Raw genomic sequence first — 16,054 nt, forward strand, 5'->3', positions numbered from 1 at the left:
AGTCTGGAAAGCCGCTCTTCCTAAATACATGCCGAAAAATAGATGAAGCAGCAGGCGAGGACCCTTACACGCGTCCATGCCTGCTGCCTTTTTTATACTATCGGAAAGTTTAAGTGCACTAAAGCGCTAAAAAGATTAGCGGAAGATAGTATAAGTGCAACTAAGGCTCCGCCAAAAGCTTGGCCGTAGCCAAGTTTTCTAATCTTCCATATCATCGGATAGAGCGTTGCTAATAGTTGGCTAGGGCGTGCAGCACAATTCCCCTACTCCTGCTTCCAATGCTTTTTTCAGACTGCCCAATACTTGCGACCAAGCCATCTGATGCCAGGCACGTGCCTTCTCCCACTCTTCTGTATCGCCCCAGCCAAAGTGTTCCACCAATACCTTGGTTGCTCCCTCCTGCTCGGACAAAGAGACGAGTACGTAGGTCAACGCACCTTCATGATTCATTACAGCTGCGAAATCATCCGGTCCCTTCCAGGTAAAGCCCAAACGTTCCTGTGGCTCCCACAGAGTGACGATGCACCCCTTGGTCCCCATCGTATCGTGATTGCCGGGAGTAAAATACAGCTCATAAGCTCCGCCCAATCTAGGCTCCAAGTACGCCTCCGGGGCGAACCATTTGGTAATTCGTTCACTTTGTGTCCAAGCCAACCAGACGAGCTCCTTTGATGATGCGATATCGATCTCTGTTTGAAAAGAACTCATGCCATTCTTCCTCCTCCATTTTGTCCATCAGTACGAAGATATCAATCCTGTAATTTCCAGTCAACCAGCTTTATTCTGAATTTTATACCAAATGTCTTTATTTCATTAAAGTTGAAAAATACTTTTTTATCCAATAAGCAGCTGCCTGCACAAATTTTTTCAATTGAGGTGATATAATAGAAGTAATTCAAGCAATTCAGATATTGGGAGGATACCGATGGATCAATCAGCCAGTAAAGCCAATCATCAAAAATTATCGATATCAAAGCTGTTAAGACGTGCATTTTTCATCTTTATCGGAGCTGTGTTGGTTTCGGTCGCATTGGAAATTTTTTTGGTTCCAAATCAGATTATTGATGGTGGAATTGTCGGCATCTCGATTATTGCTTCGCATTTAACCGGAGTAAAATTAGGAATCTTCTTATTCATTTTAAACCTCCCTTTCCTCTTCATCGGTTATAAGCATATGGGCAAAACCTTTGCTATTTCCACTTTGTTTGGTGTAACCGTCATGTCGATTGGCACCTCGCTTCTCCACCCTGTCTCTAGCTTAACGGACGATCCACTTCTTGCTGCGGTCTTTGGCGGAATTATTCTGGGTATCGGTGTCGGTCTTGTTCTGCGTTACGGAGGTTCGCTCGACGGCACAGAAATCGTCGCTGTGCTTATGAACAAAAAATCACCATTCTCTGTCGGCGAAATCGTCATGTTCATGAATGTCTTCATCCTGAGCAGCGCCGGATTTGTGTTCGGCTGGAACCATGCTATGTACTCGCTCATCGCCTACTATATCGCCTTCAAAATGATTGATTTGACCATCGAGGGCTTTCAGGAATCCAAGTCTGTCTGGATCATTAGCGACAATTACAAAGAGGTTGGCGACGCGATCGTAGCTCGTCTGGGCCGAGGCATCACCTATCTGAAGGGGGAAGGCGGGTACTCGGGCGAGGATAAAAAAGTTGTCTTTTGCATCATTACTCGCTTGGAGGAAGCCAAGCTGAAATTGATCGTGGAGGAACTCGACCCATCTGCCTTTTTGGCTGTCGGCAACATTCACGATGTCAGAGGTGGACAGTTTAAAAAGAGTGCCATCCACTAATAGGGGATCCAAGAAGCTGACCCGTTTAGCGAAGGTTATTACTGCTGTATCGGAAAGTCATTTTTCAATCGTTTTCCGATACAGTCGTAAATAGCATCGCTTGCGCGGGAGGCTTTTTTCTTTTTTAGCCCCCTCTACTCCGCTACTACATCCAGCAACTCCTCCACACGCTTGATAACCGCCAACGGTCGATGATGAGTCTCAGCCGTCAAACCATTCGGATTGATCCATACCGCAGACATGCCGGCTTCGATCGGCCCGGCAACATCGGCTTCCCAGTTGTCTCCGACGAAAAGCACCTCTTCTGGCTTTAGGTCCAAATGCTTCAAAACCGTTTGAAAGATGCGTAAATCAGGCTTGTGATAACCGATTCGCTCGGAGAGGAAAACCCGCTCATCGGGGAAGTACGCAGACAAGCCCAAACGACTCAGCTTGATGAACGCCATATCGGCCGGTCCGTTGGTGACAATCCCCAGTCTGAATCGACTGGCCAGCTGATCCACCGCCTGCTGCACCACTGCATGAGGCTCTACTGCATCCATACATGCCTGTGCATACATGTGTTGAAAATCATCGGCCTCCTCGAGCTCGATGGATCGCTGGAAATCCGCCAACGCTCGCTGCAGTCGAAGCTGGCGATATTGGGTGAAGTCGTACTTTCTGGCAATGACATCGATCCAAAGCTGGTCCCCGTGACGTCGCAAAGCTTCCAGCACCGCATTCTCATCCAGATCAGCTGTTAGCGAATGGGTTCGGATCGTGTACTGCATGCCTTTCTCCCAGCAAGCTCCAAAGTGAAACAACGTGTCATCCAAGTCAAATAGAATCGTGCTGAATGTCTGCAATGTCCTCTCTCCTTTTATCGTGCAGAATGGATAAAGGGCCCAATCCCGGACCCTTTTCTTTCCTTATCCTATTTTATCAAATTCTCCTGAAGCGAGACCGTTAGCTCGTCAGGCAAGGCAATCGAACGACGCGTCTTTGCATCGATCATCACCATCGTGACATCTCCATCCGCTACCAGCTCTTCTTGTTGATTATACAGCTCATGCCGGATCACAAAGCTTTTGGTGCCTATTTTGACAACGGTGGTTCTGACCTGCACTTCTTCCAGCATCCGCAGCTCTTTTCTGTAGTTGATCGAGATGTTGACTACCACCGGCATGATTCCCAGCCGTCTCAGTTCATCCAGTGTAAACCCCTGCTTCCAGATCCAGTCAAACCTGGCCCATTCCATATACTCCAGGTACTTGGCGTTGTTTACATGTCCGATCACGTCAATGTCGGTTGAACGCACAGTAAGATTAAACCGATGCTCCATCTCCATCACTCCTTGTCTTTCTCCCTAGTATACTGCTTAACCCTGACTGAGTGAATGTTCATTCGCAATTTTAGCATTTCTACGACTGCTTATCTGGTTGCTTTCCCTTATAATAAGAATAAACCTGTACCTGCAAAGAACACCAGCTTTCCTGGAAATTGGCACCTGGCGTGTTTAAGGACCAATCCTATGAGCATCTGCTGCAAACGCTATCTTCCCTGCCTGAGGCGGATTGGGATATTCCCTGTGAAGCGCCAATCGGCAAGCTGACCCCTCGTCAGGCATTGGGCAGGCTGACCTTTCACATGGGCTACCACAGTGGCCAGATTGGGTTGATTCGCAAATACGGAGGAAATCTGTGAGCTTGTGTCTATCAGGAAAACGGCTTGTGATCCAGGAGTTGACTCGCGCCGATCTGCCTCATGCCTTGGACGTTTTCACCAGCAACACCGCCTACAATACGTTGAGAAACGGAACTGCTGCCTATTCACTGGCAGACCTGGAGCGTGAATTCGATTCGACCGTATCGATTCCCAGCGGCGTCTGGCTCCAAATCATAGGGGAGAACAAACGGATTGGCGTCATGCACTTGGTGCTTTCGACTCCGACAGACCCCAAGAGCTGGATCAGTCTGCTTCTGCTTCATTCTGACTATCAGCGCCAAGGCTTGGGCAGAGAAACCGTCAATATTGTGGAAGCCTACTGTCGGGATAACGGCTGCACCCAGATTCATCATGGCGCCATCGCCGAAAATGAACCAGCGCTCCTTTTTTGGGGCAGGTTGGGCTACGAACAGTATCGGCAAGTGAGCGGCCCGGTAGGTCTTCTCGTGAAGCCGGTAATCTTGGTGGCCAAATGGCTCCAGAAGTCTATTCCAGGGGGTGAATAACATGCGTGCTCCACGATTCGAATGTGATGTACCCAACCTCTCCTAGCCGGCGAGGGAAGGTTACGACGACTGTCCCCCCGGCTAACGGAATAAGCTTGTATCACTATTCCGGGAGGGGCCTTATCAGATGAATAACCAATGGAAGAACCAATTGTTTGGAGCCATTTGCCTTACTTTGGCTGCCGCTATTTGGGGTGGCGTGTACGTGGTAAGCAAAGTGGTGCTTGAAGTCATTCCGCCTTTCACCTTGTTAATTCTACGCTTCGGGATTGCCCTCGTTGTGTTAGGTGCATTCGTGGTCGCACGCAAGGAATACATCCCCAAAAAAGAATATCCGCTGCTTATGGCCATTGCTTTTGTGGGGGTGACCATCTCGATTGCTGCACAGTTTCTGGGGACCAAGCTTTCTACTGCCCATATGGGTGCGTTGATCACCTCGGCTTCCCCTGCCTTTATCGCCATTTTTGCTGTCTGGCTCTTAAAGGAACGGATACATTGGCAGCAGACAGCGGGTATTCTGCTCGCAACGCTCGGGGTGCTGATCGTCATTGGTGTACCGAGTGAAGCTGATACGGAAACCTCGATGATCGGGAACGTCATCCTGCTCGTTGCGGCTCTCAGCTGGGGGCTGTATACAGTGCTCAGCAAAAAGGCGACACAGCGCTACTCATCTCTGGCCGTCACCACCTACGCTGCATTGTTCGGATTGATCTTTTCCAGCCCGCTCATGCTCTGGGAGCTCTCCGTCACTCCCGTTTCCTGGACGTGGAGCTGGCAAACCTGGATGGGTGTTCTCTACATCGGGATCATTTCCACAGCAGGTGCTTTTTATCTGTGGAACAAAGGCTTTGAAATGATGAATGCTGGAAGTGGAGCTGGTTTTTTCTTTGTCCAGCCAATCGTCGGAGCATTCCTTGGCTGGCTATTACTCGGTGAGCATCTTGGCGTTGGATTTTTTATCGGTGCCTGTTTTATCTTTTTAGGAGTAATGCTCTCTAATCTGCAGCAGGCAAAAACAAAGCAAGAAAAGCATTCTTAATTCAGCAGCTGCCTCGGCTTGTTCGGGGCAGCTTTTCCCATTTTAGAAAAAAAGAGCTGTCCCACGCTTACAATGGGACAGCTCAGTTATATGTGAACCCGGGAGGGAAGTAGAGGAGTACAAACGAACAATCTTGACTACGCCGTAATGGACTAGTTACGGATTAGTTGTTTCAGCTGCTGGTGCTGGTGTTTCAGTGGAAGCGTCAGCAGGTGCTTCAGTAGAGGCATCGGCAGGTGCCTCAGTAGAAGCATCAGCAGGAGCTTCAGTAGAAGCATCAGCAGGAGCTTCAGTAGAAGCGTCAGCAGGAGCCTCAGTGGAAGCATCAGCAGGAGCTTCAGTAGAAGCAGGAGCTTCGGAATTTACACCATCTTGAGTAGCTGGTTCTGGAGTTTCTCCGCTAGAGCAAGCTACCAAGCTACCAGACAACAACAACGCAACAGCTGCGAGTGAAAACCATTTTTTATTCATCTTTATTTACCCCTTTCATTCTTTAGCATAGTGACCGTCTCACCGTCACATCTATAGAGTAAAGGGTAAAGTTAACCATTCTGTGAGCGAAATTGGAAAAAAGCATGATTAAAATATGAAAAAAGTATGACCATCCCGACTGACAATGTCTAGGTCGCTTGCCGATAGACGGCTACGTTAGGCAGCCATACGGTAAATGTGCTTCCTTCCCCTGGTACACTGTGAACACTGCACTTTCCGTCATGCAGCTCCACCAGTTCCTTGACGATTGCCAGTCCCAATCCCGTTCCCTTGTTTTTCTTGGAGCGTCCACGATCTACTTTAAAAAATCGCTCCCAGATCCGGTGCAAATCATCGGAGGAGATTCCCACCCCTGTGTCCGTCACCTGAATCCGGACCCACTGCTCCTCTGCTACCGCAGACAAGCGAATCTCGCCTTCTTCAGTGAACTTCAGGGCGTTCTTCACCAGGTTCTTCAGTATTTGTGCCACTCGATCGCGGTCAGCGTAGATTTTCGGCAATTCCCCCTGTACATCGACCTCCAGAGAAATGCCCTTTTCTTCGGCCTCCGGATGAAAGGAGAACGCAATTTTATTCAACAAATCGCTGACATCTACCGGGAACTTGGCGAGTGTCACCTCATTGTTTTCCAGCTTCATCAGATCCATCAGATCATCGACCAGACGATTGACTTGCATCGTCTCTGAATACATCACCGCATAGTACTTCTGCCGCGCTTCCTCCTCCTCGACCAACCCGTCCTGCAAGGCTTCCAAAAAGCCTTGAATCGCTGTCAAAGGCGTGCGCAATTCATGGGATACATTGGCGAGAAAATCATTTCTCACCTGCTCCAAATGATGTCGCTCCTGCTCGACCTTCTCCAGCTTCTCTGCCATCGTATTGATCGTCTGCGCCAAATCATTGATCTCATCTGAGGTATTGACCTGTACCCGCTCCGCATAATTGCCTCTTCCGATCTCGGTTGCAGTTCGCTCAATGGTCCGAAGCGGCCTTGAGATCGACCAGGACAAATAGGAAACCATCGCAGTCGACAACAATACGCCAAAGAGGGTTGCCCACAGGATCGTCTCACGCATTTGCGCAATCGTGCGTTCAATTCCTTCGATCGGAGCGTGCAGGATAATGCCCCCGTACACCTTTTCTCCCTCACCCCAAGGAATCGATACAGAGAGCATCGGATCGTCCAATCCTTCGATTTGCAGCTCCGTGACGGCATTTTTCCCTTGCAGCACATTATCGGCAATCGAGACAGCTACGGATTTCCCTGTGAACACCTCATCCTTCATCGAGGTGGCTACAATTTTTCCTTCCTGATTGAACAGCCAGATGCGCGTATCATACGTCAGGTCCTTTTCCGCCAAAATGTCCAGCAGCTTCTTGTCCACACGAGGCCGCTCCAGAATCGCCGCATTCACATTTTTGGCCATGCGCAGCAATTCTTCTTTTTTTGCATCGTAAAAATATTCTCTTGCCGACATGGAAATCAGAATGCCCGAGATGCCCAATCCAAGTAATACGGTTGCCAGAAAGCTGTACAACAGGCGACGGAAGATGCTTTTTGACATCCCTAGCATCAGTCTTCCACCCCGAATTTATAACCGATTCCCCAAACGGTGTGAATGCATTCATAAGGGAGCTTTTCCAACCGCTGTCGGATTTTTTTAATATGCACATCAATCGTGCGAACATCGCCAAAATAGTCAAAACCCCATACCTGTTCGAGCAATTGCTCCCGTGAGAGGACATTGCCGGGTGATTTGGCCATCTGAACGAGCAGATCAAACTCTTTGGGGCGGAAGCTGATCTTCTCTCCGGCTGCCACCACTTCTCGCTTGTCTAGATCGATGGTTAATTGATCAAAGGTCAGAACGGAAGTCGTGTCTTCCTCTACTTTTGCTTTCGGCTGCAAACGCCGCAATATAGCACGTATGCGCGCTACCAGCTCGCGGGGGCTGAACGGCTTTGTAACATAGTCGTCAGCACCCAGCTCCAGACCTAGCACGCGATCGAACTCTTCGTCCTTTGCCGTCAGCATTATGATGGGCGTATCCCACTTTTTGCGGATTTCCCGACAGGTCTCAAAACCGTCCATCTCCGGCATCATCACATCAAGGACGATCACATCCGGATTTTCCAATTCCACCATCTCGATTCCTTGCATGCCGTTGTGGGCAACGACCAGGTCGATTTGTTGCTTGATAAAGTACAAACGTATGATTTCACATACATTGGGATCGTCATCTATGACTAATACTTTGGTTTGACTCACAGTCCACAACCTCCTTTTTCGAAAAACAAGGCTCTTCGCCGCTTCGTTAGCGAAAGCAATGCGTTTTTCGCAGCTTTTCGTTCGTGAAGATTTTAGACAGCGATTGTTCATTGTACATGGTCACTTGCCAGAAAACCATGTTTCTAACTTTTCTATGTTATCATAGATGGTCATCCTTGTGGACGGTTTGAAGTCCTAGAGGTATGGTACTAGCTGGAAAATAAAAAAGCAAAGGCTGATCACTCAAGCCTTTGCTTTTTATAGAATCGTATTATCTTATGCCACTTGACTGCGCGGCCCGCGTACAAGACCCCATACAAAACCGAGCAAGCTTCCTACGAGTGCTGGTACAATCCAGCCCACACCTTGACTGTACAAAGGAAGATACTTTCCGAAAAACAACGTGATGCTTGCGACGGGTGCACCCATCATCGAAGCGCCATCGACCAAGCTGACTGCCGCCGTAAACAGAATGGCTCCCACGTATACCGAGCGATAGCCACGGAAGAAGTTATGCAGGAAGGAAATCAGCATCAGCACGATCGCAATCGGGTAGATCCCCATTAATACTGGGACAGAGATGGCAATCAACTGGGTCAGTCCGACATTGGCTACCGCAGTACTAAACACACTGAGGATCAAAATCATGGTGCTGTAAGAAATCCCCGGTATTTGTTCGGAGAAAAATCGTCCACAGGCCGTAACCAGGCCGACTGAGGTCGTGAGACAAGCCAATGTAACGGCTAAGCCAAGTACTATATTTCCTAACGAGCCAAATAGCTGCTGTACGACGGCAGTCAGAATCTGCCCGCCATTGTCGGATTGGCCAAGTGAAAAGCTTGTCGCTCCCATGTAGCCGAGAGCCAGGTAGACGAGTCCCAAACCGATCGCTGCGATCACCGCTGCCTTGATCGTAGAGACTGTAAGACTTTTCTTGTCCGTGATGCCACGAGCTTCTACGGAAGCTGTAACGACAATCCCGAATACCAAAGCGGCCAATGCATCAAGCGTCAGGTAGCCTTCCAAAAATCCTTTGACAAACGGAGAAGATTCAAGGTATGCCCCGGTTGGCGTTCCCATTTCTCCCATAGGATTGACCATTGCTCCGATAAACATGATTGCGATAATGATCAGCAAAGCAGGTGTCAATATTTTACCGATCCGATCCACGAGCTTGGACGGATTCAGTGATAGCCAATAGGTGATGGCAAAGAAGACAATGGTGGTGACAAACAAGGGTACCCAGCTCGCCTTCCATCCATCAGACAAGAAAGGCAGAACCCCCATCTCATACGTTACGGTTCCCGTCCGCGGAATAGCCATTAATGGACCGATCGCCAGATACACGACAAAAGTAAAAATAATAGCAAACACCGGATGTACCCTGCCAGCAAGCGTCTGCAAATTACCGCCACCCAAACCGACAGCGATAACCCCTAACAGCGGCAAGCCCACCCCGGTTATAATAAATCCCAAAATGGCGAACCAATAACTCGTTCCAGCTGCTTGACCCAGTGCAGGCGGAAAGATCATATTCCCCGCTCCAAAGAACAGGGCGAACAGCATTAACCCCACAGTAAGCGTCTCTCTCTTTGATAGTTCTCTCATGATGTCTCCTCTATGTTTGTAATTATTAAAATTTTTAATAGTATAACTAAAATTAATAACAATAATCAACCTTTGATTCTTGGAAGGACTTTTGTTAGTATCTCTCGTTTTCCCCCAAAAAACTCAAAGCACCCTCAGAAACACGTCCGAGGGTGCTGCTTATTTTCCTCATTTTTTATTTCGTGAACATGCCCTTCAGAACAAACTTTACGTTCGCAGGACTTTCCGCCAGACGACGCATGAAGTATCCATACCAGTCGTTGCCGTACGGGACATAGACCCGCATTTTGTAGCCTTCCTTCGCCAAATCAATTTGTGATTGGGTACGGATTCCGTACAGCATCTGAAATTCGAACTGTGTTCGCGGGATATTATGTTCCTGAACCAGCTTTTTCACGTAATCGATAATCGCATCATCATGTGTCGCCACCGCAGCATATCCGCCATTGAGCAGATGCTGCTTGATGATTTTCTTATAGTTCTCGTCTACATCCGGCTTGTTTGGATAGGCCACCTCCGGAGATTCCTTGTACGCCCCTTTTACCAAGCGGAAGTTCACTTTCTTGTCCTTCAGCTTTTCGATATCGTCCGCTGCCTTATACAAATAGGCTTGAATAACCGTTCCTACATTATCATAGTCCTGCAGGAGCTCATCCAAAATATCCATGGTCACCTGGTTATGCGCATAATCCTCCATGTCGATCCGCACAAAAATGTTTCCGTTCTTCTTGGCTACATCTAAAATGCGGCGCATGTTGTTCATGCACAGGTCCCGACTGATATCCAGTCCTAAAGAAGTCATCTTGAGCGACAGGTTGCAATCGACCCCGGACTGATGGATCGCTTCGAGCGTCTTGATGCAGTAGTCCGCGGACTCATTCGCCTCTTCCACGCTAAAAACAAATTCACCCAAATGATCCAGCGTGCAAACCAAGCCTTGTTCGTTCAACTGACGGACAGCTTGAATGGCTTCGCTGATGGTTTCCCCGGATACGAAGCGACTTGCTCCAAAACGAAGTCCCCATTTCTTTGCGGCAGCATTTAAGGTTTTATTATTGGATAAATACAGAAAAAAGTTCTTCATTGCTTGCTCCATCGCGGATGTCTCCCCTTCAACGGTACTCTATGCCATTAGGATTAGCATGAAGCGTGCCAAAACTTGACACGGAAAGTATAGGCCGTTTCCTGTCTTTTTTGACAATCGCTATATACACATGTGTACATTACGCGTCCATTCCTGTACACTTTTGATTAATAAATAAGATTTTCAGCAAGACGGATTTCTTCTTTATAGTGTGGATAGGAAGTGATGATTTGAAACCGTTATTCTCGCTGGATAGTGTTGTCAAAACGCTTGCATCGCCAATCGCCCCCACTGATGTCAGCATACGCCCTCAAGAAAAAACAGGTGTATGGAGTCAAGGGTCGGAGCAGGTTGAAGTATCGGTCATACAGGAGTCCTCCACTCTGGGACAAATCATGCAAGAGCTTTGTCAGTCTGCGCATACGCAGACCTGGATGCCATTTGTCACTGTCGATGATCAGTACCAGCCAACAGGCATCATCCATCCGCATGATCTGATCACCTGCTTTTTTAACGTAACGCAGCACCAATCTGCGCTCCTTGGCACCTTGCTGGACACCATGAGTGAGGCCATTACCGTCGTGGATACGGAAAACATCGTACAGTACTGGAACCGCTCTGCTGAAGCGATTTATGAGATTGATCGGGAAAAGGTAGTCGGCATTTCGTTAGCTGAGCATTTCTCCAGCGAGTCGATTCGCCTTCTCGACGCCCTGCGCCACGGAACCTCTGTCCACCGGGTCTACCACATCCCGCGTCCGGACAGCCATGTCCTGATCAACGCCGCACCGATTGTACGGAACGGAGCCATCATCGGTGCGATTTCCATTGAGCAGGACATTACCGAGCTCGTGCGATTGAACGAAGAGCTGGCTCACACGACCGCACACCTGCACAACCTGCAGCAGGAGATGAATCGCGTTCACGGGTCAGACGATCCTTTTTATTCGATCAAGGGGCATTCGGCTTCTATCCAGTCTGCCATTCACTCTGCTCAAAAAGTCGCTCAGACTGACGCTACCGTACTGATTTACGGTGAAAGCGGTGTAGGCAAGGAGCTGTTCGCCAAGGCCATTCATCAAGCGAGCCGACGTCGGGAAAAGCCTTTTATTGCTATCAACTGCGGGGCGATCCCTGGTGCTTTGTTTGAGAGCGAGCTGTTCGGTTATCACAGCGGAGCATTTACAGGAGCAGAGAAGAAAGGAAAGCCAGGCAAATTGGAGCTGGCACATGGAGGAACACTGTTTCTCGATGAGATTGGGGAGCTTCCGTTAGAGCTGCAAGTGAAGCTGTTGCGCGCGCTTCAGGAAAAGCAGTTTTATCGCGTGGGTGGTACCGAGCCGATTACCGTCAATACCCGGATCATTGCCGCCACCAACAGACAGCTGGAGCAAATGATGGCTGAGGGCCAATTCCGTGAAGATCTGTACTATCGCCTGAATGTCTTTTCGCTGGAAATCCCGCCACTACGCGAGCGTCGGGAAGATCTGCCCGAGCTGGTGCAGCTCTTTTTGCAGGAGTACTCCATCGCCCAGGAACAGCCTGTCCCTCGCATCACCTCGGATGTGATGCAAGCCTTGATCGATTACCAGTGGCCTGGCAACATTCGTCAGCTGCGCAATGTGATCGAGCGCCTTTCTATTTTACAGGAAAATGGAGTCATTCTGCCGGATCACCTTCCGACCGTCGTCCGTTTTCAATCGGATCATGCTCTTGGCCAACGCAAGCTGCCTGCTTTTGCTGGGAATGCTGGTGGATCTACAGGTGGAGCAGTACAGCCATACACGTCCCGATCCGCCTATGGCTACACATCTCCTGACAGTGAAAGAGAGCGGATCCAGGCTGCGCTGGAAAGAACCTATGGAAACAAAAAAGCGGCTGCTGACCTGTTGGGAATTTCGCGAGGCACCTTATACAACAAATTGAGGAAATACCAGCTGGATGGGGAGGCGTAGCCAATGGAGTTGATCGAGTGGTTCGACGATACCTTTCAAGTCCGCTACGCTGACCAGACCATATCACTGCTTCCCAAGGAATACGCACTGCTGCACTACTTGTACAATTGGAAGAACCGCACGTTTTCCCGGGATGAACTGCTTGATCGCGTGTGGGCAATGGAGGAGCCGACAGATCGGACCGTAGATGATCACATCTATAGGCTGCGCCGAAAGCTGACCAAATGGTCGCACTTGTTCACCATTGAGACGGTTCGAGGTGTCGGTTATCGCTTGCATTGGAAGATCAATCACTTGCCAAAGCCGGCTACCTTCAACCAGGATTTCTCGAAAAATGTGCGCAGTATGCTTGAAACGTATCACGGGATGGGGATGGGAGCCGCCATGCATACCCTTGCCTCCCATCAGGATGTCCTTGGTTTTCAGCTGGATCCGTACTATGAGGTCTATCTTCCATTTGTACGCGGTGATTTTTCCTGGTTTGTTCGACATCCCTTTCCTTTGCCTGAAAAACTGTTTTATCTCTTCCACGTATACTACATGGTCCAGGCTGATCCACAACCAAGTATGGAAATCCTGGAAAAAATCCAGCCCTACCTGCCGAAAATGCCAGATTCTTTTCGGCTCGAGCTGCAGATTGCATCGATTGGTCTCCTTGCCCAGAATGGGGAATACGAGCGTGCGAAAAATCAGCTGGAAGCATCCTATCCGCTCCTGGAGACCATCAATTCGAAAAGCTTTATCCTCTTTTTCCAATCCCAGCAATGTTCGCTTGATCTTCTGACAGGTCGGCTGGATTCCGTGGAAGCAATCGTAGAGCAAGCAATGGAGCGCCTTCAGGAAGTGCCCATGCAACGGGAATTGGGGACCTTTACACTATTGCGAGGGTTTTGCCTGTATCTGCGGAACAGACAAAGCGAAGCCCGTCAAGTCGTGGACGAAGCCATAGAGGTGATTTTAGCCACACGTTTTGTCCCTCATCTCATCTATGCCGTGCGAAATATTCTCTTCTTTTATCAGAATCTCATCCATGACCTCGAATGGCAGCGCAAATACGAAGTCAAATGGCGTGAGCTGGCACAGGAGTATCAATTCGAGGCTCTGCGCAAAGAAATAACCGAGCTGTTCTCCAACTCGGTCTGAGGGACCCTTTCACAAGTCTAAGGGAACCGGGGGATGAGTCGGATGATTTGATCGTCCGAAGCACGCGGCCTCCCCCGACCATCCCGATTGTTCGTCATGAAGTAAATCGATCCATCTTCCGCTTCCAGCACATCGCGAATTCGTCCGTATTCATCATGGAATAAAGTTGATGTCTGCAGCACCCGATCTGGCTGCTGCGGGTCAAGCTGGATGCGCAGCATTTGATCCCCGCGCAGATTGGCAATCAATAGCTGCCCCGCCCAGGGACCTTGCTGTTTGTACCGGACCAACACTCCTCTCTTCACACGCCATGACAAACAGACTGACTACCAGTACGAGCGCCAATGTAAACCACTTTGCTTTCATAGACGACTCCCTTTCCTTGTATAGTTACAAAAACACCCCCATGCCAAGAGAATGGGAGTGACCGCGAGTTTATTCCATCTGAATCCTCCGACGTTCTTCTAATTGCCGGTACAGGATGTATTTGCGCAAGTTGTGAAAATGACGGGCATTGATCCCTTTTATCGTACAGCCGTATAGCCGGTAAGGTGCGACGAAACGCTCATGGATGATGCTCAGCTCCGCCTTGATTAGGCCATCCGGGCGGTTGCGGCCGTAGAGTTCTGCCGAAAAGTAAATCGGTTGATCATCCGGTATTTCTCGGTCTGTGCGCAAAGCCAGTCCCCCCAGGCTCAGGTTCACCAGATCCACCATCTGGTTATTCAGCGATAACAAGGAGATCGGCTCCTGTGTCCGATACTGGAGCCAACCTTTTAGCTTCATGTCAAATCTCGGATAGCGGCGACGCTGCTCCCGAAACTCCGTAGCCGTAGGGGAGTGAAACAAAAAGAGCTTGCGCTTGTCCTTGGCTACTACCACGGCATCAAAGGTTGAGATCGTCTCATAGTCAGCAGTAAGCAAGCATCTTAGCTGATCACCTACCGTTACTTCCACCTCACAGGAAAAAAGGACCTCTACCAAGTCACCTTCTTCATAAGTAACGATACCTTCTATCGTGTGATTTCCTCTTTTAATTTGTATCATGCTTTCCATCTAAGGTCTCCACCAATTCACTCTATAATGTACCGGGGTTTTCCGGAATCTTACTGGGATGTTTTTCACGGAAAATAAGGTATAATGATAGCATTGACAGATAGGAGGTTACTGACCGATGAATCGTTATCAACTGGTTACACTCGCGTTAGCCCTAAGCGTAACCGCCTGTCTCATCGGAGTTGGCATATCCATTGGAGAAAAAAGCATCCTTGGTATTATCGGCTGCTTTGTCGTTGCCTTCGCGTTGATGGGATTCGGCTTTTCGTACAAGCGCAAGCACATGCGCTAGCCATTGCTGCCTAACGACGGACCAAAAGGCTGTTCACATAAAAAAGCACAGCGGGCAGCCCCTTCGCCTGCTTCAAAAGTTGTCTAGCAATCGTGTAAATGCGCGGCTGTGTACGATTCACTTTGCGATCAGCGAGATAAAAGGCAACTAATCCGTCTACGATCATACGGTGAAATGCAGGATTCGGCAAGCGTCTGACGCTTGTCTTTGCTTGTTTGATGAAATACTGCAAGCGCTCAGTCGCCTCTTCCTCCGATTCGTAGTAAGAGACGAAATTGAGATCCCCACCTAGTCGATCTTCTTCCAAATCGATCAAGTAGTCAAGGAGGATGTGCAAGCCGCAGAGCCAAGGGAAGTATGCCTTGCTGACCTCGTCGACCTGCTCCTGTCCGAGGTCCGAATCTGTAGCCAGACAAAACAAAGCAAAGATGCCGATCGTCGAACCTGTTACAGCCGCAAACTCCTGCCAATGCAGATTCGCACGCTGTTCCTTATGTGTGTCCCACCAGGCCAGCAGTTCGTTCTCCCGCAATGCTGGATGAATATGCTTGTACACCTGAAGGTCGCTGTAAAGGACAGAAAACTCCAGTACGCGAGGCTGAATCTTGTCATAGGCAGGAATTTGCGCCGCGTAATGTTGACAGGTCTGGACCAGACTTGCCAAATATCCACCGTCATCCTGCTCTTCCCGGTATTGATAGTAATTGCGCAATGGCGCTCCTGGTGTCAGTGCATCCTGCATGGACACATGCAGCTGTCGGAAGTCTACCGGGTCCAGCGAGGTGCTGCGATCACACAGGTTGTCAAGATAATCACTGATGGTTTGATAAGCCACGATCAGCGGTACGATCGTCTCGACGTGAGAAATCACTTGTGCCGCATATACACAGCCACCTTGGCAGTGGAATTTTTTCGTGTTCATGCTGTCCAATGCCTGTTTTCTCAATTCAGGGTTGGGAATCGACTCGGCCCGCTTATACCAGGCGGCAAACTCCCGTTCCAATACAGGCTGTACATAACGATAAACCCGGTATAGCAGCTGCCACGGATTACGCAGTTCGCTCACGAACATCCCTCCCTTCACAACAATAGTGTTATC

18 protein-coding genes are annotated in these 16,054 nt (G+C 49.1%); 7 read left to right on the forward strand and 11 right to left on the reverse strand.

Annotated features, from left to right (window positions below; genetic code table 11):
- Positions 1 to 240 precede the first annotated feature (240 nt).
- Positions 241 to 708, reverse strand: coding sequence for an SRPBCC family protein (locus JZI27_RS05360; RefSeq protein ID WP_280206987.1), 468 nt, complete (start codon positions 706 to 708; stop codon positions 241 to 243).
- Between the two features lie 217 nt (positions 709 to 925).
- On the opposite strand from JZI27_RS05360, the gene JZI27_RS05365 reads away from it, so the two are divergent.
- Positions 926 to 1,807: a YitT family protein gene (locus JZI27_RS05365; RefSeq protein WP_122909182.1), complete on the forward strand. Its 882-nt coding sequence runs from the start codon at positions 926 to 928 to the stop codon at positions 1,805 to 1,807.
- A 134-nt stretch (positions 1,808 to 1,941) separates the two neighbouring features.
- Here the strand turns inward: JZI27_RS05365 and JZI27_RS05370 are convergent, their stop codons facing one another.
- Both JZI27_RS05370 and JZI27_RS05375 read right to left on the reverse strand, forming a co-directional pair.
- Positions 1,942 to 2,652 carry an HAD family hydrolase gene (locus JZI27_RS05370; protein ID WP_122909181.1) on the reverse strand — a complete coding sequence of 237 codons (711 nt, stop codon included), beginning with the start codon at positions 2,650 to 2,652 and terminating at the stop codon, positions 1,942 to 1,944.
- Positions 2,653 to 2,720: 68 nt separating this feature from the next.
- Entirely contained in the window at positions 2,721 to 3,128 is a 408-nt protein-coding gene (locus tag JZI27_RS05375; RefSeq protein ID WP_122909180.1) for an acyl-CoA thioesterase, read from the reverse strand.
- Between the two features lie 170 nt (positions 3,129 to 3,298).
- Here JZI27_RS05375 and JZI27_RS05380 point away from each other — a divergent pair, with 170 nt between their 5' ends.
- The 3 genes from JZI27_RS05380 (at position 3,299) to JZI27_RS05390 (ending at position 5,056) form a co-directional block, all read left to right on the forward strand.
- A complete protein-coding gene (locus tag JZI27_RS05380; RefSeq protein WP_245996815.1) occupies positions 3,299 to 3,490 on the forward strand; it encodes a DinB family protein in 192 nt (63 codons plus the stop codon).
- Complete coding sequence (locus JZI27_RS05385) at positions 3,487 to 4,017, forward strand: GNAT family N-acetyltransferase (protein WP_280206988.1); 531 nt, start codon at positions 3,487 to 3,489, stop codon at positions 4,015 to 4,017. The genes JZI27_RS05380 and JZI27_RS05385 overlap by 4 nt, the downstream gene beginning before the upstream one ends.
- A gap of 127 nt (positions 4,018 to 4,144) precedes the next feature.
- A complete protein-coding gene (locus tag JZI27_RS05390) occupies positions 4,145 to 5,056 on the forward strand; it encodes a DMT family transporter (RefSeq protein ID WP_280206989.1) in 912 nt (303 codons plus the stop codon).
- Positions 5,057 to 5,212: 156 nt separating this feature from the next.
- Here JZI27_RS05390 and JZI27_RS05395 read toward each other — a convergent pair whose 3' ends face one another.
- The 5 genes from JZI27_RS05395 to JZI27_RS05415 all read right to left on the reverse strand — a co-directional run bounded on the left by JZI27_RS05395 (position 5,213) and on the right by JZI27_RS05415 (position 10,521).
- Positions 5,213 to 5,527: a hypothetical protein gene (locus JZI27_RS05395; protein WP_280206990.1), complete on the reverse strand. Its 315-nt coding sequence runs from the start codon at positions 5,525 to 5,527 to the stop codon at positions 5,213 to 5,215.
- Positions 5,528 to 5,676: 149 nt separating this feature from the next.
- Positions 5,677 to 7,122, reverse strand: coding sequence for a sensor histidine kinase (locus tag JZI27_RS05400; RefSeq protein ID WP_280206991.1), 1,446 nt, complete (start codon positions 7,120 to 7,122; stop codon positions 5,677 to 5,679).
- Complete coding sequence (locus JZI27_RS05405) at positions 7,122 to 7,817, reverse strand: response regulator transcription factor (RefSeq protein WP_122909174.1); 696 nt, start codon at positions 7,815 to 7,817, stop codon at positions 7,122 to 7,124. Before JZI27_RS05405 ends, JZI27_RS05400 begins: the two co-directional genes overlap by 1 nt.
- Before the next feature lie 276 nt (positions 7,818 to 8,093).
- Positions 8,094 to 9,425, reverse strand: a complete 1,332-nt coding sequence (gene brnQ / locus JZI27_RS05410; protein WP_280206992.1) for a branched-chain amino acid transport system II carrier protein — start codon at positions 9,423 to 9,425, stop codon at positions 8,094 to 8,096.
- Positions 9,426 to 9,600: 175 nt separating this feature from the next.
- Entirely contained in the window at positions 9,601 to 10,521 is a 921-nt protein-coding gene (locus tag JZI27_RS05415) for a proline dehydrogenase family protein (protein ID WP_122909172.1), read from the reverse strand.
- A gap of 218 nt (positions 10,522 to 10,739) precedes the next feature.
- Here JZI27_RS05415 and JZI27_RS05420 point away from each other — a divergent pair, with 218 nt between their 5' ends.
- Both JZI27_RS05420 and JZI27_RS05425 read left to right on the forward strand, forming a co-directional pair.
- Positions 10,740 to 12,464 (forward strand): sigma-54 interaction domain-containing protein, encoded by a 1,725-nt coding sequence (locus tag JZI27_RS05420; protein ID WP_251244114.1) that lies wholly within the window; start codon positions 10,740 to 10,742, stop codon positions 12,462 to 12,464.
- A gap of 3 nt (positions 12,465 to 12,467) precedes the next feature.
- Complete coding sequence (locus JZI27_RS05425) at positions 12,468 to 13,607, forward strand: winged helix-turn-helix domain-containing protein (RefSeq protein ID WP_122909170.1); 1,140 nt, start codon at positions 12,468 to 12,470, stop codon at positions 13,605 to 13,607.
- Between the two features lie 17 nt (positions 13,608 to 13,624).
- Here JZI27_RS05425 and JZI27_RS05430 read toward each other — a convergent pair whose 3' ends face one another.
- Together JZI27_RS05430 and JZI27_RS05435 are read right to left on the reverse strand one after the other, a co-directional pair.
- On the reverse strand, positions 13,625 to 13,897 hold the full coding sequence (locus JZI27_RS05430; RefSeq protein WP_280206993.1) for a PQQ-dependent sugar dehydrogenase: 273 nt from the start codon (positions 13,895 to 13,897) through the stop codon (positions 13,625 to 13,627).
- A gap of 145 nt (positions 13,898 to 14,042) precedes the next feature.
- Complete coding sequence (locus tag JZI27_RS05435; protein WP_280206994.1) at positions 14,043 to 14,663, reverse strand: PilZ domain-containing protein; 621 nt, start codon at positions 14,661 to 14,663, stop codon at positions 14,043 to 14,045.
- A 118-nt stretch (positions 14,664 to 14,781) separates the two neighbouring features.
- Between JZI27_RS05435 and JZI27_RS05440 the strand changes: the two genes are divergently transcribed.
- Positions 14,782 to 14,955: a DUF5325 family protein gene (locus JZI27_RS05440; protein WP_183185008.1), complete on the forward strand. Its 174-nt coding sequence runs from the start codon at positions 14,782 to 14,784 to the stop codon at positions 14,953 to 14,955.
- A gap of 10 nt (positions 14,956 to 14,965) precedes the next feature.
- On the opposite strand, the gene JZI27_RS05445 is transcribed toward JZI27_RS05440, so the two are convergent.
- Positions 14,966 to 16,021 carry a tetraprenyl-beta-curcumene synthase family protein gene (locus JZI27_RS05445; RefSeq protein ID WP_251244118.1) on the reverse strand — a complete coding sequence of 352 codons (1,056 nt, stop codon included), beginning with the start codon at positions 16,019 to 16,021 and terminating at the stop codon, positions 14,966 to 14,968.
- Between the last annotated feature and the right edge of the window lie 33 nt (positions 16,022 to 16,054).

It is taken from the genome of Brevibacillus sp. AY1, assembly GCF_029870785.1.
GTDB classification, from domain to species: Bacteria; Bacillota; Bacilli; order Brevibacillales; family Brevibacillaceae; genus Brevibacillus; species Brevibacillus invocatus.